24 protein-coding genes are annotated in these 20,795 nt (G+C 56.1%); 23 read left to right on the forward strand and 1 reads right to left on the reverse strand.

The genetic code is table 11. The annotated features are described in order from the left end of the window. Window positions 1-70: 70 nt before the first annotated feature. The 6 genes from B1A75_RS09880 to ypjB all read left to right on the forward strand — a co-directional run bounded on the left by B1A75_RS09880 (window position 71) and on the right by ypjB (window position 4,272). The gene (locus B1A75_RS09880) at window positions 71-526 is read left to right on the forward strand and encodes a YpiF family protein (protein WP_074043328.1); all 456 of its coding nucleotides are present in this window, start codon (window positions 71-73) and stop codon (window positions 524-526) included. A gap of 144 nt (window positions 527-670) precedes the next feature. After that, window positions 671-1,180 (forward strand): Rieske (2Fe-2S) protein, encoded by a 510-nt coding sequence (locus B1A75_RS09885; RefSeq protein ID WP_074043327.1) that lies wholly within the window; start codon window positions 671-673, stop codon window positions 1,178-1,180. Between the two features lie 3 nt (window positions 1,181-1,183). After that, window positions 1,184-1,858 carry a menaquinol-cytochrome c reductase cytochrome b subunit gene (qcrB, locus tag B1A75_RS09890; protein ID WP_011231676.1) on the forward strand — a complete coding sequence of 225 codons (675 nt, stop codon included), beginning with the start codon at window positions 1,184-1,186 and terminating at the stop codon, window positions 1,856-1,858. Window positions 1,859-1,908: 50 nt separating this feature from the next. Then, the gene (locus tag B1A75_RS09895) at window positions 1,909-2,673 is read left to right on the forward strand and encodes a menaquinol-cytochrome c reductase cytochrome b/c subunit (RefSeq protein WP_074043326.1); all 765 of its coding nucleotides are present in this window, start codon (window positions 1,909-1,911) and stop codon (window positions 2,671-2,673) included. 78 nt (window positions 2,674-2,751) lie between these two features. Further along, window positions 2,752-3,375 carry a lipoprotein heptaprenylglyceryl N-acetyltransferase LhaT gene (gene lhaT / locus B1A75_RS09900; RefSeq protein WP_074043366.1) on the forward strand — a complete coding sequence of 208 codons (624 nt, stop codon included), beginning with the start codon at window positions 2,752-2,754 and terminating at the stop codon, window positions 3,373-3,375. A 108-nt stretch (window positions 3,376-3,483) separates the two neighbouring features. Then, window positions 3,484-4,272, forward strand: coding sequence for a sporulation protein YpjB (ypjB, locus tag B1A75_RS09905; protein ID WP_074043325.1), 789 nt, complete (start codon window positions 3,484-3,486; stop codon window positions 4,270-4,272). A gap of 137 nt (window positions 4,273-4,409) precedes the next feature. On the opposite strand, the gene B1A75_RS09910 is transcribed toward ypjB, so the two are convergent. Then, complete coding sequence (locus B1A75_RS09910) at window positions 4,410-5,282, reverse strand: YitT family protein (RefSeq protein ID WP_074043324.1); 873 nt, start codon at window positions 5,280-5,282, stop codon at window positions 4,410-4,412. Between the two features lie 160 nt (window positions 5,283-5,442). Here B1A75_RS09910 and B1A75_RS09915 point away from each other — a divergent pair, with 160 nt between their 5' ends. The 17 genes from B1A75_RS09915 to B1A75_RS09990 all read left to right on the forward strand — a co-directional run bounded on the left by B1A75_RS09915 (window position 5,443) and on the right by B1A75_RS09990 (window position 20,693). Further along, on the forward strand, window positions 5,443-5,778 hold the full coding sequence (locus B1A75_RS09915) for a nucleotide pyrophosphohydrolase (protein WP_074043323.1): 336 nt from the start codon (window positions 5,443-5,445) through the stop codon (window positions 5,776-5,778). Then, entirely contained in the window at window positions 5,775-6,572 is a 798-nt protein-coding gene (dapB, locus tag B1A75_RS09920; protein ID WP_074043322.1) for a 4-hydroxy-tetrahydrodipicolinate reductase, read from the forward strand. The genes B1A75_RS09915 and dapB overlap by 4 nt, the downstream gene beginning before the upstream one ends. Before the next feature lie 30 nt (window positions 6,573-6,602). Beyond that, window positions 6,603-7,037 (forward strand): methylglyoxal synthase, encoded by a 435-nt coding sequence (gene mgsA, locus B1A75_RS09925; protein WP_066229182.1) that lies wholly within the window; start codon window positions 6,603-6,605, stop codon window positions 7,035-7,037. Between the two features lie 5 nt (window positions 7,038-7,042). After that, window positions 7,043-7,753: a bacillithiol biosynthesis deacetylase BshB1 gene (gene bshB1 / locus B1A75_RS09930; protein ID WP_074043365.1), complete on the forward strand. Its 711-nt coding sequence runs from the start codon at window positions 7,043-7,045 to the stop codon at window positions 7,751-7,753. Then, a complete protein-coding gene (gene bshA, locus B1A75_RS09935) occupies window positions 7,750-8,886 on the forward strand; it encodes an N-acetyl-alpha-D-glucosaminyl L-malate synthase BshA (protein WP_074043321.1) in 1,137 nt (378 codons plus the stop codon). Before bshB1 ends, bshA begins: the two co-directional genes overlap by 4 nt. Beyond that, window positions 8,883-10,097 carry a CCA tRNA nucleotidyltransferase gene (locus B1A75_RS09940; protein ID WP_079936129.1) on the forward strand — a complete coding sequence of 405 codons (1,215 nt, stop codon included), beginning with the start codon at window positions 8,883-8,885 and terminating at the stop codon, window positions 10,095-10,097. Before bshA ends, B1A75_RS09940 begins: the two co-directional genes overlap by 4 nt. Next, window positions 10,055-11,044, forward strand: coding sequence for a biotin--[acetyl-CoA-carboxylase] ligase (locus tag B1A75_RS09945; protein WP_074043319.1), 990 nt, complete (start codon window positions 10,055-10,057; stop codon window positions 11,042-11,044). Before B1A75_RS09940 ends, B1A75_RS09945 begins: the two co-directional genes overlap by 43 nt. A 266-nt stretch (window positions 11,045-11,310) precedes the next feature. Further along, window positions 11,311-12,147 (forward strand): 3-methyl-2-oxobutanoate hydroxymethyltransferase, encoded by an 837-nt coding sequence (panB, locus tag B1A75_RS09950; RefSeq protein WP_079936130.1) that lies wholly within the window; start codon window positions 11,311-11,313, stop codon window positions 12,145-12,147. Beyond that, window positions 12,147-13,049: a pantoate--beta-alanine ligase gene (gene panC / locus B1A75_RS09955; RefSeq protein ID WP_074043364.1), complete on the forward strand. Its 903-nt coding sequence runs from the start codon at window positions 12,147-12,149 to the stop codon at window positions 13,047-13,049. The genes panB and panC overlap by 1 nt, the downstream gene beginning before the upstream one ends. Further along, complete coding sequence (gene panD / locus B1A75_RS09960; RefSeq protein ID WP_033025737.1) at window positions 13,031-13,414, forward strand: aspartate 1-decarboxylase; 384 nt, start codon at window positions 13,031-13,033, stop codon at window positions 13,412-13,414. The genes panC and panD overlap by 19 nt, the downstream gene beginning before the upstream one ends. 50 nt (window positions 13,415-13,464) lie before the next feature. Next, window positions 13,465-16,191 (forward strand): ATP-dependent DNA helicase DinG, encoded by a 2,727-nt coding sequence (gene dinG, locus B1A75_RS09965; RefSeq protein ID WP_079936131.1) that lies wholly within the window; start codon window positions 13,465-13,467, stop codon window positions 16,189-16,191. A gap of 336 nt (window positions 16,192-16,527) precedes the next feature. After that, a complete protein-coding gene (locus tag B1A75_RS09970) occupies window positions 16,528-16,698 on the forward strand; it encodes a YpmA family protein (protein ID WP_074043363.1) in 171 nt (56 codons plus the stop codon). A 5-nt stretch (window positions 16,699-16,703) separates the two neighbouring features. Continuing rightward, window positions 16,704-17,180, forward strand: a complete 477-nt coding sequence (locus B1A75_RS09975) for a cell wall elongation regulator TseB-like domain-containing protein (protein ID WP_074043316.1) — start codon at window positions 16,704-16,706, stop codon at window positions 17,178-17,180. Window positions 17,181-17,201: 21 nt separating this feature from the next. Further along, window positions 17,202-18,383, forward strand: a complete 1,182-nt coding sequence (locus B1A75_RS09980) for a pyridoxal phosphate-dependent aminotransferase (protein WP_074043315.1) — start codon at window positions 17,202-17,204, stop codon at window positions 18,381-18,383. A 16-nt stretch (window positions 18,384-18,399) separates the two neighbouring features. Beyond that, window positions 18,400-18,561: a hypothetical protein gene (locus B1A75_RS19880; RefSeq protein WP_161496644.1), complete on the forward strand. Its 162-nt coding sequence runs from the start codon at window positions 18,400-18,402 to the stop codon at window positions 18,559-18,561. A 28-nt stretch (window positions 18,562-18,589) separates the two neighbouring features. Beyond that, window positions 18,590-19,918 (forward strand): asparagine--tRNA ligase, encoded by a 1,329-nt coding sequence (gene asnS, locus B1A75_RS09985; RefSeq protein ID WP_020278328.1) that lies wholly within the window; start codon window positions 18,590-18,592, stop codon window positions 19,916-19,918. A 67-nt stretch (window positions 19,919-19,985) separates the two neighbouring features. Next, the gene (locus B1A75_RS09990; RefSeq protein WP_074043314.1) at window positions 19,986-20,693 is read left to right on the forward strand and encodes a DnaD domain-containing protein; all 708 of its coding nucleotides are present in this window, start codon (window positions 19,986-19,988) and stop codon (window positions 20,691-20,693) included. Window positions 20,694-20,795: the final 102 nt, after the last annotated feature.

Genomic DNA, 20,795 nt, shown 5'->3' on the forward strand with positions numbered 1-20,795 from the left:
GGTTTTTCTTTTGCCGAAAAATATGGTATGGTGATGAAGGGAAGAAACTTTAAGGCAAAGGAGAGTACGAATGAAGTGGACAGGCGAGGACGTCGCCCTCTATGAACGAGAGCGCGACTACATCGACACGGCGCTCCTTCCGCTTTTGCCGGTGGCTTTCGGCCAAGGAGCGAAGCGGTTCGCTTCCGGAGGGGAGCTCGTCGGGCTCATCGCGGCCGAGGTCGAGCGGCAGTTGAAGGGCCGGTTGTTTTTGTTGCCGTCGTTTGTGTATTTTGCCGATGAGCCGCGGGCGCTGCTTACCGAAAGACTGGCGGATTGGACCAACCGGCTTAGGCGGGAAGGAATGAAGCATTTGTTTTATGTGACGTGCGACCGTGCGTGGCAAGAGGGCGAAGAAGCCGACCGCGTTTGGTTCGTTCCAGTTGTTCCTCTCGAGAGCATGGATGAATCATACAAGCACAAGCTTGTCAGAGAGCAGGCCGCCGAGCTGCTCCGCTTTCTCGTCGGTCGCTGGGCGCAAGAGTAGACGCGGCAAAGTCCGACGTTTTGCCGTCTGCGATATTGACCTTGTCCAGCAATTGAGCTATCATTAGAATGTCCTAGTTTTCCATATGTGTTATACATACAATCGTCCGGTGCGGACTTGATTTTGCATAGAGGGGGGAAGACGATGAGCGACAACAAACATCGTGTAACGAGACGTCAGTTTTTAAACTACACGCTGACCGGCGTCGGTGGCTTTATGGCGGCAGGGATGCTTATGCCGATGCTCCGTTTTGCCTTTGACCCGCTTTTGAAAGATGAGGCAGGAACGGACATGGTCGCGGTAGCGGACGTCAAAGAGATTACGACCGAACCGAAGCGTTTCGACTTTAAAGTGAAAGTGAAAGACGCTTGGTACGAGTCGGAAGAGCCGAAATCAGCATGGGTGTATAAAACGGACAAAGGGGAGATCATCGCCCTGTCGCCGATCTGCAAACACCTCGGCTGTACGGTCGACTGGAACACGGACAAAGAGCATCCGAACCAGTTTTTCTGCCCATGCCACTACGGGCGCTATACGAAAGACGGCACGAACGTTCCGGGGACGCCGCCGCAAGCTCCGCTTGACCGTTACGAGTACAAAGTGAAAGACGGCAAGCTGTATTTAGGTAAGGCGAAACCAAGAAAGGAGGCGTAATGCGTGTTAAACAAGCTGTATGACTGGGTCGATGAACGCTTAGATATTACGCCTTTATGGCGGGATATCGCCGATCACGAAGTTCCAGAGCACGTCAACCCCGCCCATCATTTTTCCGCCTTTGTCTATTGTTTCGGCGGGCTGACGTTTTTTGTCACGGTCATTCAAATTTTGTCAGGCATGTTTTTGACGATGTACTACGTCCCGGATATTAAAAACGCGTGGGAATCGGTGTATTACTTGCAAAACGAAGTGGCGTTCGGCCAAATTGTGCGCGGCATGCACCACTGGGGGGCAAGCCTTGTCATCGTCATGATGTTTTTACATACGCTGCGCGTCTTTTTCCAAGGGGCTTATAAAAAGCCGCGCGAAATGAACTGGATCGTCGGCGTATTGATCTTTATGGTGATGATGGGTCTTGGCTTCACCGGCTACTTGTTGCCGTGGGATATGAAAGCGCTGTTTGCGACGAAAGTTGGTTTGCAAATCGCGGAAGCGACGCCGCTCATTGGCCCGGCCATTAAGACGCTGTTAGCTGGGGACCCAGAAATTGTCGGCGCGCAAACGCTGACGCGCTTCTTTGCCATTCACGTCTTCTTCTTGCCGGCCGCTTTGCTCGGCTTAATGGCAGCGCACTTTTTAATGATTCGCAGACAAGGCATTTCCGGTCCGCTATGATCGGTCGGCCCGACGTTTGCAGGCGATAGAAAAAAGGAGGGAACCACGCAATGCATCGCGGAAAAGGAATGAAATTCGTCGGCGATTCCCGTGTTCCCGCGGTGAGAAAACCGAATATTCCAAAGGACTATTCGGAATATCCCGGGAAAACGGAAGTGTTTTGGCCGAACTTCCTGCTCAAGGAATGGCTGGTCGGATCGGTCTTTCTCGTCGGTTTCTTATGCTTGACGGTCGCCCATCCGTCGCCGCTTGAGCGGATCGCCGACCCGACGGACACGACGTACGTGCCGCTGCCTGACTGGTATTTCTTGTTCTTATACCAATTGCTCAAATATTCGTATGCGTCTGGTCCGTATACGGTTGTCGGCGCGATCATCATCCCGGGGTTGGCGTTTGCGGCGTTGCTTTTGGCGCCGTTTTTGGACCGCGGCCCGGAGCGCCGTCCTTGGAAGCGTCCGGTAGCGACCGGGATGATGCTGTTGGCGCTTGCGGCGATGATTTATTTGACATGGGAAGCGGTCGTCACGCACGACTGGAAAAAAGCGGCTGAACAAGGGAAAATTCGGGCGGAAGTGAAAATTGACACGAACGCGGAAGGCTATAAAATCGCCCAAGCGAACACATGTACATCGTGCCACGGACAAAACTTGTCCGGCGGCGCTGGCCCGTCGCTCATCGGCACCGGCCTGAAGCCGGAGGAAATCGCCAAAATTGCGAGAGAAGGGAAAGGCAGCATGCCGGCTGGCATTTTTAAAGGCACGGATGAAGAGTTGAAAAAACTGTCCGAATTCATCGCCGGACTAAAAGCGGAATAATCGTTTCGACACGAAAAAGCTGACTCGCGTTAGTCAGCTTTTTTCGTGCCAACATGAAACCGAGGCGAGGTGCAGATGATGGCATGGATTTATGCGCTGCTGGCTTCCCGGCCGGTTGTTTGGCTGCTCTTGTTCGTCAACGCGGCCGGCACCATCTATGGATATTATTGGTATCGTTATCAACTTGCCGATACGCCGCCCGTCTTTTTGCCGTTTGTTCCCGACAGCCCGACGGCGAGCCTTTTTTTTCTTGTCGTCCTTGTGGCATGGCTTTTCGGCAGGTCGGCGCCGCTTTTTGAAGCGTTGGCTTTGGTGACGCTTGTTAAGTATGGAATTTGGGCGGTCGTCATGAATGTGCTCGTTTGGCGCGTCACCGGCACGCTCGATTGGACCGGCTGGATGCTCATCGTTTCGCACGGGGCGATGGCGGTCGAAGGAATGCTGTATGCCCGGTTTTATCGATTTCGCTTCCTTCACCTTATGCTGGCGGCCGTGTGGACGCTGCATAACGATGTCATCGACTACGTCTTTGGCATGATGCCGCGCTATAGTGTGCTGGCTGACTACGCCGGCGAAATCGGCTATTTTACGTTTTGGTTGAGCATCGCATCGATTGCCGTTGCGTATCAGCTTGGTGTCCGCCTCCGGCGCCAGCCGCTTCTGCCGGGCAGCGGCCTGTCTTCCCGGCAGGCATCAGAGTAGAGCGTTGAACACAAGGGGGAACGTTGGGCGGTAGCTTTCTGGCAGTTGCCTGGTCTACTCTTGTCCACTCCTTCATACATTGTACTAGTGGATGAGGGAGGGACGATGATGAAGCGAATCGGGCTAGCCATGCTGTTGTCGCTTGCCTTTTTATGGCCAGCGCCCATTGGCGTGGCCGGACAAACAAACGGTTGGGAGCAGTTGGACGATATTTCCGACGAGGCGCTGCAATTGGCGAAAAACGGGCGTTTTGTCGAAGCAAAAGAAGTGCTCCGCTATTTTTCCGAGCGGTTTTTCGCCCTTGGGGCAAAAGAACGGTTGAAATCGGCCGATGAATTGCGGGCGGTGACCGTGACGCACGAGCAGGCAGTCAAGGCGATGACGGCGCCGATCCCCGCGGAAGACAAGGTGGCGGCGATCACCCAGTTTCGCCTTGTTGTTGACGCCATCCATTCGACATACCAGCCGCTTTGGACGGAGATGGAGCCGGCTGTCATGGGGGCGTTTGCCGCGGTCGAAAAGGCGGCACAACAAGGCGAGCAGAAAGCGTATGCCGCTGCCCTCCGCCAGTTGCTTGACCGCTATACATTGATCGAGCCGAGTGTGAAAATCGACGTGCCGCCGGAAATCGCGACAAAGGTCGATGACGATCTTGAGGCATTGCAGGCCGCCGCGTTTTGGCAACGCGGCGAAGGCGAGCAGCGCGAGCAACTCGCCGATGCGCGTCATGATCTAGAAGCGCTGTTTGCCGGGGTGAAAAAGGACGAAGCTGATCCGTCGCTGATTTGGGTGATGATTTTCACTGGCGGGGTAATCGTGCTGACGCTGACGTACGTTGGCTGGCGGAAGTACAAAGGGGAAAAAGAAGAGAAGCGGGCGCGGCAGCCGGAAGAATAAGCGCCGGCGCTCTTGGTGAGGGGGAAACGTTTCCCCCTCTTTTTTGTTTTCCCGTAGCTTTGCGCAAGCGCCGCCCCGGCACTTTCAAGCGGCGCTTGCCGGGCTTGTCCCGGTTGGGCTTTCGCGCCAGCGGCTTTTCATGGTTCCAGCGGCCGCTTTTGTTCATCGAGCGTAAACCCTTCGCCGAGCACATCATGCACATCGGTGACGGCGACGAACGCATGAGGGTCAACGGACATAATGACGCTTTTTAAGCGCGGCAGTTCGTTTTTGGCGACGACGCAATACAAAACATCGCGGTCGCGCTTCGTATACGAGCCGCGCCCTTTCAGCACGGTGACGCCGCGCTCCATCTCTGTCAAGATGCGGTTGGCGATCTCTTCGCTTTTTTCTGAGATGATGGTCGCCCCTTTCGCCGCATAGCCGCCTTCCTGCATAAAATCAATGACCCGGGCGGCGATAAAGACGGCGACCAACGTATACATCGCCTCGCGGTATGACAAGTAAAGAAGAAGCGACAACGTGATGACGGTGGCGTCAAAGGCAAACATCGTTTTGCCCATGCTGATGCCTTTATATTTATGGACGAGGCGGGCGATAATATCGACGCCTCCGGTTGTGCCGCCGTAGCGGAAAATAATGCCGAGGCCGACGCCGATAAAGACGCCGGCAAACAAGGCGGCAAGCGTCATGTCATGTCGAAGCGGCATATGAATCATGTAGCGTTGAAAGATGGATAAAAACACGGAAACGGCGACCGTGCCGATGACGGTATACAAAAACGTCTGGCGGCCGAGCAGCTTCCAGCCGATGAAAAAGAGTGGAATGTTGAGCGCCAAGTTGGTGATGGCTGGATCCAGTCCGAACAAAAAATAAAGAAGAAGCGTAATGCCGGTAAACCCGCCTTCCGCCAAATTGTTTTGCATGTTGAAATGAACGAGACCGAAGGCGAAAATGGCGGCGCCAAGCAAAATAAACAGGCAGTTTTTTATCTTTAGTCCGAAAATCATACCGTCCCTCCGTCCGCAAAAATAGTCGGCGCCCTTAATTATAGAGGAACTCGCCCGTATAGGCAATGATGGCCGAAAACGGGGCGGATTGGCAGCGGGCGAAAACATTTGTCAAATGCGCCGCTTTTCGCTAACATGAAAACAGGCGAGGTGACAAGCCATGCAGGAGAAAACGATGAAACAAATGCAACAGGAAGTAGATGACTATATCAGCCAATTCAAAGAAGGCTATTTCAGCCCGCTCGCCATGCTGGCGCGGCTGACCGAGGAGCTCGGCGAGCTGGCGCGCGAAGTGAACCATTACTACGGCGAAAAGCCGAAAAAGGCAACCGAAAAAGAAAAAACGGTGGAAGAGGAGCTGGGCGATTTGCTGTTTGTGCTCATTTGCTTTGCCAATTCGCTCGGCATTGACTTGCAGGCGGCGCACGACCGGGTGATGGACAAGTTCCGCACCCGCGACGGCGACCGCTGGACGCGGAAGGAGGAAGGATCATGACGATTCGCATTGTCATCGCGGGGCCGCGCGGCCGCATGGGCCGCGAAGCGGTCGCGCTCGTGCAGCAAACAGACCACTTTGAACTGGCCGCGGTCATCGACCGCCGTTACGATGGACAAAACTTAGCGGAGATCGACGGATTTTCCGGCGTCAACGCCCCGATTTACACCGATGCCGCCCGCTGTTTTGCCGAGGTGAAGCCGGACGTATTGATCGATTTGACAACACCGGAAGCCGGAAAGCGGCACACCGAACTGGCGCTGCGTTATGGCGTCCGTCCAGTCGTCGGCACGACCGGATTTACGCCGGAAGATATCGAGCGGCTCACAGAGCTGGCCGAGGAGAACAACATCGGCGCCATCATTGCACCGAACTTTGCCGTCGGCGCGGTGTTGATGATGAAATTCGCCCGCATGGCGGCCAAATATTTCACCGATGTGGAAATCATTGAACTGCACCATGACCAAAAGCTTGACGCTCCGTCCGGAACGGCGTTGAAGACGGCCCAGCTCATCGCCGAAGTGCGCCCGTCGAAAAAGCAAGGACACCCGGACGAAAAGGAGACGCTCGCCGGCGCGCGCGGCGCCGCTTACGACGGCATCCCGATCCACAGCGTCCGTCTGCCGGGCTTTGTCGCTCATCAAGAAGTGATTTTCGGCGGCAACGGCCAGACGTTGACGATCCGCCACGATTCGTTCGACCGCCGCTCGTTTATGTCCGGGGTGAAGCTGGCGGTCGAAACGGTGATGCATTTGCGTACGCTCGTCTACGGGCTTGAACATATTTTGGAATAGAGCGGACAGTCTAGAAGGGGAGAGGAAACGATGAAGATCGCTTTGATCGCCCATGACAAAAAAAAGGAAGAGATGGTCGCCTTTGCGACCGCCTATGCGCCTCTGCTCGCCAACCATGAGTTGTACGCCACCGGCACGACCGGCTTGCGCATTCAGGAAGCGACCGGCCTTCCAGTCCATCGCTTCCAATCTGGGCCGTACGGAGGCGACCAAGAAATCGGGGCGATGATCGCCCGCAATGAAATGGATCTTGTCATTTTTTTCCGCGATCCGCTCACCGCCCAGCCGCATGAGCCGGACATCAGCGCATTGATGCGGCTTTGCGACGTCTATGCCGTGCCGTTGGCGACGAACATCGGCACGGCCGAGCTGCTCGTCCGCGCGTTGGAGCGCGGCGATTTGGCATGGCGCAGCATCGTGCGCGGCCGGACAAAAGGCGGGGAGGAAAAGGAAACAGAAAGGTGACAGCGATGATGGAACGATGCGACTTATTGGCGTTTGGCGCCCATCCGGATGATGTCGAAATCGGCATGGGAGGGACGATCGCCAAATATGTGCACCGCGGCTTTCGCGCCGTTATTTGCGACTTGACGCAAGCCGAGCTGTCGTCCAACGGCACGGTCGACGAGCGGCAGAGAGAGGCGGCCGAGGCGGCCCGCCGGCTCGGTGTATCCGAGCGGTTCAATCTCGGGCTGCCTGACCGCGGCCTTTACGTCGAGGAAGAGGCGATCCGCCAGATCGCAGCGGTCATCCGCCGCTACCGGCCGCGCCTTGTATTCGCCCCCTATTGGGAAGATCGACATCCGGATCACGGGCGATGCGCCCGCCTTGTCGAGGAAGCGGTCTTTTCCGCCGGCATCCGCCGCTACGGCGCCGGGGAGCTTGGCGACGCGCACCGCGTCCGGGCTGTGTATTATTACATGATCAACGCTTTTTGCCGCCCGCATTTTCTCATCGATATTAGCGAAACGATCGATGACAAGCTGGCCAGCCTGCGCGCATACGAAAGCCAATTTCAAAAACGGCCTGGCTCGGTTGCCACCCCGCTGACCAACGGCTACATCGAGATGATTGAAAGCCGCGAGCGCTGGTTCGGTCAACAAATCGGCGCGGCGTATGCGGAAGGGTTTTTGACGAAAACGCCGATTCATCTTTCCAATTTATTTGAGGAGGAGCGATGAAGCTGAAAATCGGGATTGTTTGCTATCCGACGGTCGGGGGCTCCGGGGTGGTCGCCACTGAGCTTGGCAAGCTGCTGGCGGAGCGGGGGCATGAGATTCACTTTATCTCATCGAGCATGCCGTTTCGTTTGAATAAAGTGTACGGCAACATTTATTATCATGAAGTCAGTGTCAACCAATATTCCGTCTTTCAATACCCGCCGTACGATTTGGCATTGGCAAGCAAAATTGCTGAGGTGGCAAAGCGGGAACGGCTCGATGTGCTTCATGCCCATTACGCCGTTCCTCATGCTGTCTGCGCGGTGTTGGCGCGGCAAATGGTCGGCGAGCTGCCGATCGTCACGACGCTGCACGGCACGGATATCACCGTGTTAGGCTATGACCCGTCGCTTTCCGATATGATCAAATTTGGCATCGAGCAGTCGGATATCGTTACGGCGGTGTCTGACGCCCTTGCGCGGCAGACGTATGAACTGCTCGATGTGCAAGCGACGATCCATACCGTCTACAATTTTGTCGATGAACGCGTCTACCGTCGCCGGGAAGCGGGCCATTTACGGCGCGAGTACGGCATTCGCGACGATGAACGGGTTGTGATCCATGTCTCGAATTTCCGGAAAGTGAAGCGCGTGCCTGATGTGGTGCGAGCGTTTGCCATCGTGCGCCGGCATGTGCCAGCCAAACTCTTGCTTGTCGGCGACGGCCCGGAAATGACCGTCGTTTGCCGACTTGTGAAAGAGCTTGGTCTGCAAGATGATGTCCGCTTTTTAGGAAAACAGGATAAACTCGAAGAGCTGTATTCGATCAGCGATGTGATGATGCTTTTGTCGGAAAAAGAAAGCTTTGGGCTCGTATTGCTTGAGGCGATGGCGTGCGGTGTTCCGTGCATCGGCACGGCCATCGGCGGGATTCCGGAAGTGATTGAGGATGGGAAAACTGGGTTTTTATGCCCGCTTGGCGATGTCAAAGAGGCGGCAAGACAGACGATGGCGCTGTTGACGGACTGCCGGTTGCACGCTGAGATGGCAAGACAGGCGGTGCAAACGGTCGAGCGCAAGTTCCGCTCGGCCGACATCGTCGGGCAGTATGAACAGCTGTACGCTTCGCTTGCGGCAAGGAAGGTGAAACGATGAAACCGCCGTTTGAACAGGCGCTCGGCATTATCCGACAATTGAAGCGGCATGGCTATGAGGCGTATTTTGTCGGCGGCGCGGTGCGCGACTTGTTGATCGGGCGTGCGATCGGCGACGTCGATATCGCGACGAGCGCTCTGCCGGAAGAAGTGATGCGCTTGTTTTCGAAAACGATCGACGTCGGTTCGAAACACGGCACGGTCGTCGTCGTGCATGAAGGAACAGCGTACGAAGTGACGACATTCCGCACGGACGGCGATTATGAAGACCATCGCCGTCCGGAGTCGGTGACGTTCGTTCGTTCGCTTGAGGAAGACTTAAAGCGGCGCGATTTCACGATGAACGCCATCGCCATGGATGAACGCGGAACGATCATTGATCCGTTTGGCGGACAAGAGGCGATCGAGCGGCGGCTCATTTGCACGGTCGGGGCGGCGGACGAACGGTTTCGCGAAGATGCGCTCCGCATGATGCGGGCTGTTCGCTTCGTCAGCCAACTTGGATTTGCGCTTGCTGAGGACACGAAGCGGGCGATCGTCCAAAACGCACCGCTTATGGCCCACATTTCTGTCGAACGGATGACCATGGAAATGGAAAAACTGCTCGCCGGTCCGTTCGTTGCCGAAGCGTTGCAGCTGTTGGCTGATACGAGGCTGTTTGTTTATTTGCCTGGGCTGGCCGAAAAAGAGCAGCTGCTGCGCTCGGCTGCCGCCTGCCGCTGGCCGTGGCTCACAGAGCGCGAAGAGCGCTGGGCGCTTCTTTGCCGCGCGCTTGATGTCAAAGACATACGTCCGTTTTTGCGCGCCTGGAAGCTGCCCAACAAAGTGATCGATGAAGCTGGCGCCATTTTGGCGGCGCTCGATGATGTCCCTAGGCCGGAGGCGTGGACGAACGAACAGTTGTTTTTGGCCGGCCTCAAGCGGGCGCTATCGGTTGAAGCGGTGCGCGCCGCGTTGACCGGCGCGCCGTCCGAACCGCATCATGAGGAGCTCCGCCGCCGCTTTGCGGCGCTGCCGATCAAAACGAAAGCGGAACTTGCCGTCAACGGGAAAGACGTCATTCGCTGGGCTGGAAAACCGGCCGGTCCATGGGTGAAAGAGACGCTGGATGCCATCTGGCGGGCGGTCGTCGGCGGCGAAGTCGAAAATGAGAAGGAGCGGATTCACGCATGGCTCATGGAGCGCAATCGGACACACGAAAAAAACTGTTAGAGTTGTTTGCCGAGGCGAACGGCGAGTTTTTGTCCGGGCAAAAAATCAGCGAACAGCTCGGCTGTTCGCGGGCGGCGGTATGGAAGCATATCGAGGAGCTGCGCAAAGAGGGGTTCGAACTGGAAGCGGTGCGGCGCCTGGGCTATCGGATCGTCAGCACGCCGGACAAAGTGACGGCCAATGAAATCCAGCTCGGCCTAAAAACAGAAAAACTTGGCCACGCGATTCACTTTTTTGACGAGGTCGATTCAACGCAGCGCATTGCCGCAAGACTCGCGTACGAAGGGGCGCCGGAAGGAACGCTCGTCGTCGCGGAAGAGCAAAAGGCCGGCCGCGGGCGGTTGGATCGGAAATGGTTTTCCCCGAAAGGGACAGGCATTTGGATGAGCCTCATTTTGCGGCCGCCCATTCCGCCGCAGCAGGCCCCGCAGTTGACGCTCGTGGCTGCGGTGGCCATCAGCCAGGCGATTCAAGAAATAACCGGGCTTGTCCCAGACATTAAATGGCCGAATGACATTTTGCTTAGCGGCAAAAAATGCGTCGGCATTTTAACGGAGCTGCAAGCCGATCCTGACCGCGTTCATTCCGTCATCATCGGCATCGGCATCAACGTCAATCAAACGGTCGAACAGTTTCCAGAGGACATCCGGTCCATCGCCACGTCGTTGGCCATCGAAAAGGGCGGACGCGTGAAGCGCGCACCGCTCATTCAGGAAATTTTGTTCCGGCTTGAGCGGCTGTACAAGCAATATTTGGAACACGGCTTTCGCCCGATTAAGCTTCTTTGGGAAGGGTACGCCGTCTCGATCGGCAAGCCGGTGACGGCCAGAACATTGGGCGGCGTGATTCGCGGCATCGCCCGCGGCATCACCGATGACGGACTGCTCATCCTTGAAGATGAGCAAAAGAACATCCATTACATCCATTCGGCCGATATTCAGTTCTAATTTGCCACTAGAAAAATTGTGACAATTTTGTTAAAATACAAAGCGAGGAAAAGGGCAGTATCTTTCATGAAAAGAACTGCACCGAGACCGACAACACGAATAGGTGAAGGAAATGATCTGCCTTGATCCTTTTTCGAAGGACTAGGACAGAGGGATGAACGAAACCGACGGCGGTTTTATGGCGTCCTTCTTTCTCAAGGCGGGAAAGAAGGGCGTTTTGTTTCGGGCGGTTCATCTCCTCTGCAACAAAAGAGGAGGGAACGAAAATGAAAACAAAAACCGACTTTTTCCGCATGAAGCAGGCGGGCGAGCCGATCGTCATGGTGACCGCCTACGATTTTCCGTCCGCGAAGCTTGCCGAGCAAGCCGGCGTCGACATGATTTTGGTCGGCGATTCGCTCGGCATGGTTGTGCTCGGGTATGATTCAACGATCCCGGTGACGGTCGATGACATGATCCACCATACGAAGGCGGTTCGCCGCGGTGCGCCGAACAYGTTTATTGTCACCGATATGCCATTTATGTCGTACCATGCGTCCAAAGAAGAAGCGCTGCAAAACGCCCGCCGCATCATGCAAGAGTCAGGGGCGAACGCCGTTAAAGTCGAAGGGGCGGATGAAGTCGTTGAGATTATTGCCGCGCTGACGAAAGCCGGCGTGCCGGTCGTTGCCCATCTCGGGTTGACGCCGCAATCGGTCGGCGTTCTTGGCGGCTATAAAGTGCAAGGCAAAGATGCCGAAAGCGCGAAAAAGCTGCTCGATGATGCGAAACAATGCGAGCAGTCGGGAGCGATCGCCCTTGTCTTAGAGTGTGTTCCGAAGCAGCTCGGGGCGGCCATGGCCCGGGAGCTCACCATTCCCGTCATCGGCATCGGCGCTGGGGCGGAAGTCGACGGCCAAGTGCTCGTGTATCACGATTTGCTTGGCTACGGCGTCACCCGCGTGCCGAAGTTTGTGAAACAATACGCGTCCATCCAAGAGACAATCGTTGAGGCGTTAGCCAACTATGTCGCTGATGTCAAACTGCGCCAGTTCCCGGAGCCGGCGCAGACGTTTACGATGAAGGAAGAAGAATGGGTGGCGCTTTACGGAGGAAAGCAATGATGATTGTGATGGATCAGATTGCGGCGATGCAGGCGCTCATGCGTCAATATCGTCGCGAAGGAAAGACGATCGGGTTCGTTCCGACGATGGGCTATTTGCATGAAGGGCATACTTCCCTCATCGATCGGGCGCGCGCGGAAAACGACATCGTCGTCCTAAGCGTTTTCGTCAACCCGCTTCAGTTCGGACCGAACGAAGACTTTGCCCGCTATCCGCGCGATTTCGAGCGCGACCGGCGCATCGCCGAACAGCACGGAGTCGACGTCTTGTTCCATCCGGAAGCGGACGAGATGTATCCGGAGCCGCTTACCGTACGAGCGATCGTTCAAGCGCGCGCCGACGTGCTGTGCGGACGGTCGCGCCCCGGTCATTTTGACGGCGTGGCGACGGTGCTCATTAAGCTGTTCAACATCGTCATGCCCGACCGCGCGTACTTCGGGATGAAAGATGCCCAACAGGTGGCGGTCGTCGACGGCTTGATCCGCGATCTCAATTTTCCGATCGAGCTCGTGCCGGTGCCGACGGTCCGCGAGGCGGACGGGTTGGCGAAAAGCTCGCGCAACGTCTATTTGTCGCCGCAGGAACGGAGCGAGGCGCCGGCGCTGTATGCGGCGCTTCAAGCGGCTGCTTCCGCCGTCGAACGAGGGGAGCGAAGCGCAGCGGCCATCCGCCGGCTCCTCAGAGAGCATATTGAAGCGCATACGCATGCGGAGATCGATTATGTCGAAGTATGTTCATATCCGGATTTGACGCCGCTTGAGACGCTCGCCGGGACAGTGTTGATCGCTGTCGCCGCCCGATTTGCGAGCGCCCGGTTGATCGACAACATCATCGTTGAGCTGCCCAAAACCGGCGAACAAGGGGATGGAAAGGGGGAGCAACCATGTTTCGCACGCTCATGAATGCAAAAATTCACCGCGCCCGTGTAACAGAAGCCAATCTCGATTACGTCGGCAGCATTACGATCGATGAAGATATTTTGGATGCCGTCGGCATTGTGGCTAATGAAAAAGTACAGGTAGTTAACAATAATAATGGAGCCCGTTTTGAAACATACGTCATCCCCGGCGAGCGCGGCAGCGGCGTCTTTTGCCTAAACGGCGCCGCCGCCCGCCTCGTGCAAAAAGGGGACGTTATTATCGTCATCTCGTATGTGCTTGTTCCGGAGGAAAAAATCGCCGTGCATCGGCCGAAAATCGCCATTATGGACGAAAACAACCGGATCGTGCAGCTCATTGCCGAAGAGCCGGCACATACGGTTTTATAATGAGGGCAAAAAGGGGCTTTCCGCCCCTTTTCGTTTTGAGGTGATCGTTTATGGCAACGCGCTTTGTCATCATTGACTTGGAGACAACCGGAAATGGGCCGAAAAAAGGCGACCGGATCATCCAGCTCGGCATGGCGGTCGTCGAAGATGGCCTGATTGTCGAGCGGTTTGCCAGCTTTTTTAACCCGGAACAGCCCATTCCGCTGTTCATTCAGCAGCTGACGAACATCAACGAACAGATGGTCGAAGGGGCACCGCTGTTTGCTGACAAGGCGGGCGAGATCGCCGCCTTGATGCACGGTGCTTACTTTGTCGCCCATAACGTCGACTTTGATTTGCCGTTTTTGCAGGCCGAGCTTGAACGGGCTGGCTGGCCGCCGTTTGCCGGTCCGACGATCGATACGGTCGAGCTCGCCCGCATCGTGCTGCCGACTGCCGAAAGCTATAAGCTCGGCGATTTGGCGAGGCAGCTCGGCCTCCACCACGATCGTCCGCATCAAGCGGACAGCGATGCGGAAGTGACCGCCAAGCTGTTCATCGCCTTGCTTGAGCGGTTGCGCCGCCTGCCGCTGATGACGCTCGAGCAACTGCGCCGTCTCGCTCGCCATTTAAAAAGCGATATTTACTTGCTTCTTGACGCAGTCATCGCCGAAAAACAAGATGAGCGGCCGACAGATTGGGCCGCCGCATACCGCGGCATCGCGCTGAAAAAACCAGCGCCGGAGTTAGAGAAGAAGGAGCGGCGTCCCGCTTTGGCTTCGTTTTCCGCTTTTTATCGGCAAAAACAGCCTCTTCCGCTTCCTGGCTACAAGCATCGCGCACAACAGTGGGAAATGATGCAGCTTGTTTACGAGGCGCTGTCGACGTCCCAGCACGCGCTCATTGAAGCAGGGACCGGGCTTGGCAAATCGCTCGCTTACCTCATTCCCGCTGCCTTTTTCGCCTATGAGCGGCAAGAGCGGGTCGTCATCAGCACGCATACCCTCCAGCTGCAGGAGCAGCTCATTCGCCGCGATTGGCCGGTATTGCGGCAAATCGCGCCGTTTCCGCTCCGCGTTGCCGTTTTGAAAGGAAAGCAAAATTACTTATCCCTTGACAAGTTCGCTTCGTTTTTGTCGGAGCCGTCTGACACGTACGATGCGGCGCTCTTGAAATGCCAGGTGCTCGTTTGGCTGCTTGAGACCGACAGCGGCGACTTGGACGAATTGAATGTGTCATCCGGCGCCCGTCTCCTATTGTCCGCGCTTGCCATCGGCGAAGAGGAAGACGGCGGGCGGCATCATTTTTTCGCCCGGGCGAAAGAGCGCGCCGAACAGGCGGATATCGTCATTACGAACCATGCGCTTTTGCTTCATGATTTGACCGGCCCGGCGCCGCTTTTGCCGCCGTTTCGCCATCTGATCATCGATGAGGCGCATCGGCTTGAAGATGCCGCCGCCCGGTGTTTTGGCGAGCAGATTGGCTATGTGTCGTTTCGCCTGCTGACCGCCAAAATCGCGCAGACGATCGCGAAATGGGTAGAAGCAGAACAGGACGCACCGAATGGGGCTCTTGTCCGTTGCCAGCAGCGCCTTGAGGAGCTGCAGTTTGAAGGGGACGAGCTGTTCCGCCTGTTGCGCCGCTATGCGTTGGACAAAAAGCCAGCTCGCGCTGGACGTTGCCGCTATCGCTTTTCGCCGACGGACGAACAGAGCCGGGCGTGGCAGGCGGCGGTGGAGTTATGCTGGCGCCTGCGCGATTTGGCGGCGGCGCTATTCGCTGAAGCGAAGCCGCTTCTATCCGCTGATACGAGTGGCGATTTCCCACCATCCGCCTTGCTGTCGGCCGATTTGGCGGCTCTCAACCGGCAAATGGCTGCGCTCGTGCGTTTGCTGACCGAAAAGGAGCCGGGTGTCGTCCGGTGGATCGAAGCGGACGAAAAAGGGGCGGCGAACGCTGTCCGCCTTTACTCGCAGCCGGTTGACCTTGCTGACTTTTTCGCCGATCAACTGTTTATGAAAAAACGGAGCGTCGTTTTGACGTCGGCGACGCTCACTGTCCGCGGCCGGTTCACGTATATGGCGGCGCGTCTCGGCCTTGAGGATTTTTATCCACTTTGCCGCTCGTTTCCGCCGCCGTTTCGTTACGAGGAGCAGGCCGCGCTCTTCGTGCCGGCGGACATGCCGCTCGTTTCTGCCGTGCCGCTTGAAGATTACGCCGAAGCGGTCGCCGCTTCGGTGCTTGCGATCGCCCGACGCCTCGGACGGCGGGTGCTTGTGTTGTTCCCTTCGTATGAATTGTTGAAACTGACGGTTGATGCGTTGAAGACCGGGGAAGAAGGCGAGCCGTTTGTTTTGATCGCTCAAGGAGTGCAAAGCGGCAGTCCGGCAAAACTCTTGCGGACGTTTTTGCAGTTTGAGCATGCGGTGTTGTTTGGGACGAGCAGCTTTTGGGAAGGGGTCGATCTGCCAGGTTCAGCGCTCGATGTGCTTGTCATCGCCCGCTTGCCGTTTGCGCCCCCGGACGATCCAGTGATGGAGGCAAAAAGCGAGCGCATTCGCTCAGGAGGCGGCGATCCGTTTTCCGAGCTGGCGCTTCCTGAGGCGGTGCTTCGTTTTAAGCAAGGGTTTGGCCGCCTCATTCGCACTGAAGACGACAAAGGAGCCGTATTTGTGCTGGATCGGCGGCTAATGGCTTCCCCGTACGGCGCGGATTTTCTCACTTCCTTGCCGCCGCTTTCGGTGCATGAAGGCGCGCTTTCTGAGCTGCTCGACAAGGCGGAAACTTGGCTTTCTTAAAGCGGGCTTTATTTCTCATAAAGATGGACGAAACGGCGCAATCTAAAGGTGTCAGGCGGCAAAAAACCCCGCATGAAGCGGGGGAAAGAAGCAAATTGGCGTTGACGGTGTAGGCGGGCAAATTTGTTATGAAATGGTCGGACAAACCTGCTATAATAGGGAAGAAGCACAACTGCGATGACAGCTTGCGGCCTTGCCGTTTGGCGTTGTCGGCTCGGCCGCAGAGGTGCGAAGAAGCACGCCTTTGATGTCACCTTCGCTGTATTTGTATTGTTGCCGGAGCCGCCGGCGTGTATAAGTAACAAAATTTGCGCCGCACAGGAGGAAACGACGAAAATGGAAAGCAAAATCGAAGTGCTCGCTACCGTCAAAGTTCAGCACTCCGACGACTTGTACAAAATTGTCGATTGCTTGAACCGAACGCTAAAGCGCGACAATTTGATGTTTGGCCTTGCCTTGGATGAAAACGACAAGCGCCAGGCCGTCTTTACGATTTATCGGACGTGATCACGATGAAAAAGTGGGGTTGGTTCGCTCTGCTTTTTTTTGGGTTCCTCATTTGGCAGGCATGGTCGATTTATGACGAGGCGATGGCGCCCAAACGGCTGATGGTGGAAAACGCGTTGGCGCGGGCGAAGGAAGCCGCCGGGCTTGCTGATGTGAAGAAAGTCTATACATATTATGGCGACGAAGCGTGCACCGTATTCATCGGAAGAACGGAACAAGGGAAAGCAGCCGTCGTTTGGGTGCCTGAAAAAGAGGGGGATGTCGTCGTCAAGCGCGTGGACAGCGGCATCAGCGAGGCAGAAGCGCGCGCCATTTTGCAGCGCGACCGCCGCCCGCGGCGCATCATCGACGCGACGCTTGGCATGGAAAAAGGCGTGCCTCTTTGGGAGTTGACATATATTGATGCGGAAGGAAGGTATTCGTTTTATTACCTTCACTTTGCGGATGGGGCCTTCCTGAAGAGGTACAGTTTTCAACAGTGAGGACGTGAGGGGGAAGAAGCGATGAAACTGGCAAAACGGGTGGCGTCGCTGACGCCATCGGCGACATTGGCCATTACGGCGAAAGCAAAGGAACTGAAAGCGGCCGGATACGACGTGATCGGCCTTGGGGCCGGCGAACCGGATTTCAACACGCCCAAGCACATTATCGAGGCGGCCATCAAGGCGATGAATGAAGGGCATACGAAATATACGCCGTCAGGCGGGTTGCCGGCGCTGAAAGCGGAAATCATCAAAAAGTTTGCCCGCGACCAAGGGCTTTCGTACGAACCGGCGGAAATCATCGTCTGTGTCGGGGCGAAGCATGCGCTTTATACGCTCTTTCAAGTGCTGCTTGATGAAGGCGATGAGGTCATCATTCCGACGCCATATTGGGTGAGCTACCCGGAACAAGTGAAGCTGGCTGGCGGCGTTCCGGTTTATGTTGAGGGGCTGGAGGAAAACGGCTTTAAAATGACGCCGGAACAGTTGAAAGCGGCCATTACGCCGCGGACCAAAGCGGTCATTCTCAATTCTCCGAGCAATCCGACCGGCATGATTTATACGGCCGAGGAGCTGAAAGCGCTCGGTGAAGTATGCTTGGCGCATGATGTGTTGATCGTTTCGGACGAAATTTATGAAAAATTGATTTACGGCGGGGCGAAACATGTGTCGATCGCCGAACTGTCGCCGGAGCTGAAGGCGCAGACGGTCATCATCAACGGCGTATCGAAATCGCACTCGATGACAGGGTGGCGCATCGGCTACGCGGCTGGACCGAAAGACATCATTCAAGCGATGACCGATTTAGCAAGCCATAGCACATCGAATCCGACATCGATCGCTCAATATGCGGCCATTGCCGCCTACAGTGGGCCGCAGGAGCCGGTCGAACAAATGCGCCAAGCGTTTGAAGAACGGCTCAACATCATTTACGACAAGCTTGTAGAAATTCCAGGCTTCACCTGCGTTAAACCGCAAGGAGCGTTTTATTTGTTCCCGAACGCCCGAAAGGCGGCGGATATGGCCGGCTGCCGCACGGTCGACGAGTTCGTCGCTGCTTTGCTGGAGGAAGCGAAAGTCGCGCTCGTGCCCGGCTCTGGGTTTGGGGCGCCGGACAACGTTCGCTTGTCATACGCGACATCGCTTGAGGCGCTCGAGACAGCGATCGAACGCATCCGCCGGTTTATGGAGGCGCGGGCCTAAGGCGCCTTGCGCCAAGGTGTCAGTGGAAAGAAAAGGGCGGCTTTGTTTGGTGCAAAGCCGCTTTTTCCGCGTCGATTGGAGCGGCGGACTGCCGGTCGGCTCCGGGGGACGGCTGCGTCGAAAGGCGTTTGGTGGGCGCAGCATCGTTTTGCGCCGCTTTGGCTGGTCGTTGCCGTGACGCCGGCGGAACGGTATAATAGCGAATGATGGATGTGTCGATTATTGGAGGGAATCAGTGCGTGAAAACGACGACGATTGCGGAAGTGAATCAATACGTAGGACAACAAGTGACGATCGGCGCTTGGCTCGCGAACAAGCGCTCAAGCGGGAAAATCGTCTTTTTGCAGCTGCGCGACGGCACTGGCTTTATTCAAGGCGTCGTCGAAAAGGCGAACGTCTCGGAAGAGGTGTTTCAGCGCGCAAAAACATTGACGCAAGAAACGTCGCTCTATGTGACGGGCACGGTGCGCATCGACGAGCGCTCCCCATTTGGCTACGAGCTGTCGGTTGCCGATTTGCAAGTCATTCAAGAAGCGGTTGACTATCCGATTACGCCGAAAGAGCATGGCGTCGAATTTTTGATGGACCATCGCCACCTTTGGCTTCGGTCGCGGCGCCAGCACGCGATCATGAAAATTCGCAACGAAATCATCCGGGCGACGTATGAGTTTTTCAACGACCGCGGGTTTGTGAAAGTCGACGCCCCGATTTTGACTGGCAGCGCACCGGAAGGAACGACCGAACTGTTCCATACGAAATATTTTGATGAGGATGCCTATTTGTCGCAAAGCGGCCAGCTCTATATGGAAGCGGCGGCGATGGCGCTCGGCAAAGTGTTCTCGTTCGGCCCGACGTTCCGCGCCGAAAAATCGAAAACGCGCCGCCATTTGATTGAGTTTTGGATGGTGGAGCCGGAAATGGCGTTTTATGAGTTTGAAGACAATTTGCGGCTGCAAGAAGAGTACGTCTCCTACCTTGTGCAGTCGGTGCTCGAGCGCTGCCGGCTTGAACTCGGGCGGCTCGGGCGCGACGTGTCTAAGCTTGAGCTGGTCAAACCGCCGTTTCCGCGCCTAACGTATGATGAGGCGATCAAGCTGTTGCATGAAAAAGGATTGACCGACATCGAGTGGGGCGATGACTTCGGTGCGCCGCATGAGACGGCCATCGCCGAAAGTTTTGACAAACCGGTGTTCATCACCCACTATCCGACCTCTTTGAAGCCGTTTTATATGCAGCCGGACCCGAACCGCCCCGACGTTGTGCTATGCGCCGATTTGATTGCGCCGGAAGGATACGGGGAAATCATTGGCGGCTCGGAACGAATTCACGATTATGAGTTGCTCAAGCGCCGCCTTGAAGAGCACCATTTGCCGCTTGAAGCGTATGAATGGTATTTAGATTTGCGCAAATACGGTTCTGTGCCGCATTCAGGGTTTGGGCTCGGCCTGGAGCGCACCGTCGCTTGGATTTGCGGCGTCGAACATGTGCGCGAGACGATTCCGTTCCCGCGGCTGCTCAACCGGCTTTATCCGTAAAAAACCCCCTGCAAAAAGGGGGTTTTTTCGCCGCCGTCATGTTATACTATAGTTGAGGTGCATCGGCATGGAAAAGAAAAAGGTGGCCGAATGGCTGGCGCAAGGAAGCATCGCCGTCCCGAAGCTGCTGCTTGGCCACTACAAGCAGCTTGGGTTGGGCGAGGGGGAGCTCGTCTTGCTTTTGCATATGCAGTCGTTTTTCGAAGAAGGCGTCTTGTTTCCGACGCCGGCCGAGCTGGCCGAAAGAATGACGGTCTCGGCAGCGGAATGCATGGACATGGTGCGTCGGCTCTTGCAAAAAGGGATGATCGCTATTGAAGAGCATACGGATGAACAAGGCATTCGCAACGAAAAATATACGCTTGAACCGCTTTGGGAGAAGCTAGTGCATCATTTGTACACCCAAGCGGCTCAACAGGGGGAACTCGGCCGGCAGGAGGAAGAGGAGAGCTTATACACCGTTTTTGAGCAGGAGTTTGGCCGCCCGCTCTCCCCGTTCGAGTGTGAAACGCTTGCGATGTGGATCGATCAAGACGGCCATGAGCCGGCCATCATTAAAGCGGCGCTGCGCGAAGCGGTGCTGTCGGGGAAGTTGAATTTCCGCTACATCGATCGCATCTTGTTTGAATGGAAAAAGAACGGCATTCGCACGATTGAACAGGCGCACGACTACGGCAAAAAGTTTCGCAAGCCGAAACTGTCCTCCCGTTCGGCGAAACAGACGGCGGGAGAATTTAAACAGACGATCCCGTTTTTCAATTGGCTCGACTCGTAACGAGAGGCGCTGTCTCTCGTTTTTGTTTGTCCAAAAATGGCCAATCGAACCGGTAAAAGGCGTCGTTTTGTTCGACCCAACATGGCAATAAGGAGGAGACGA

Origin of the sequence: Geobacillus sp. LEMMY01 (assembly GCF_002042905.1) — a bacterium.
In the GTDB taxonomy this organism is placed as follows: Bacteria; Bacillota; Bacilli; order Bacillales; family Anoxybacillaceae; genus Geobacillus; species Geobacillus proteiniphilus.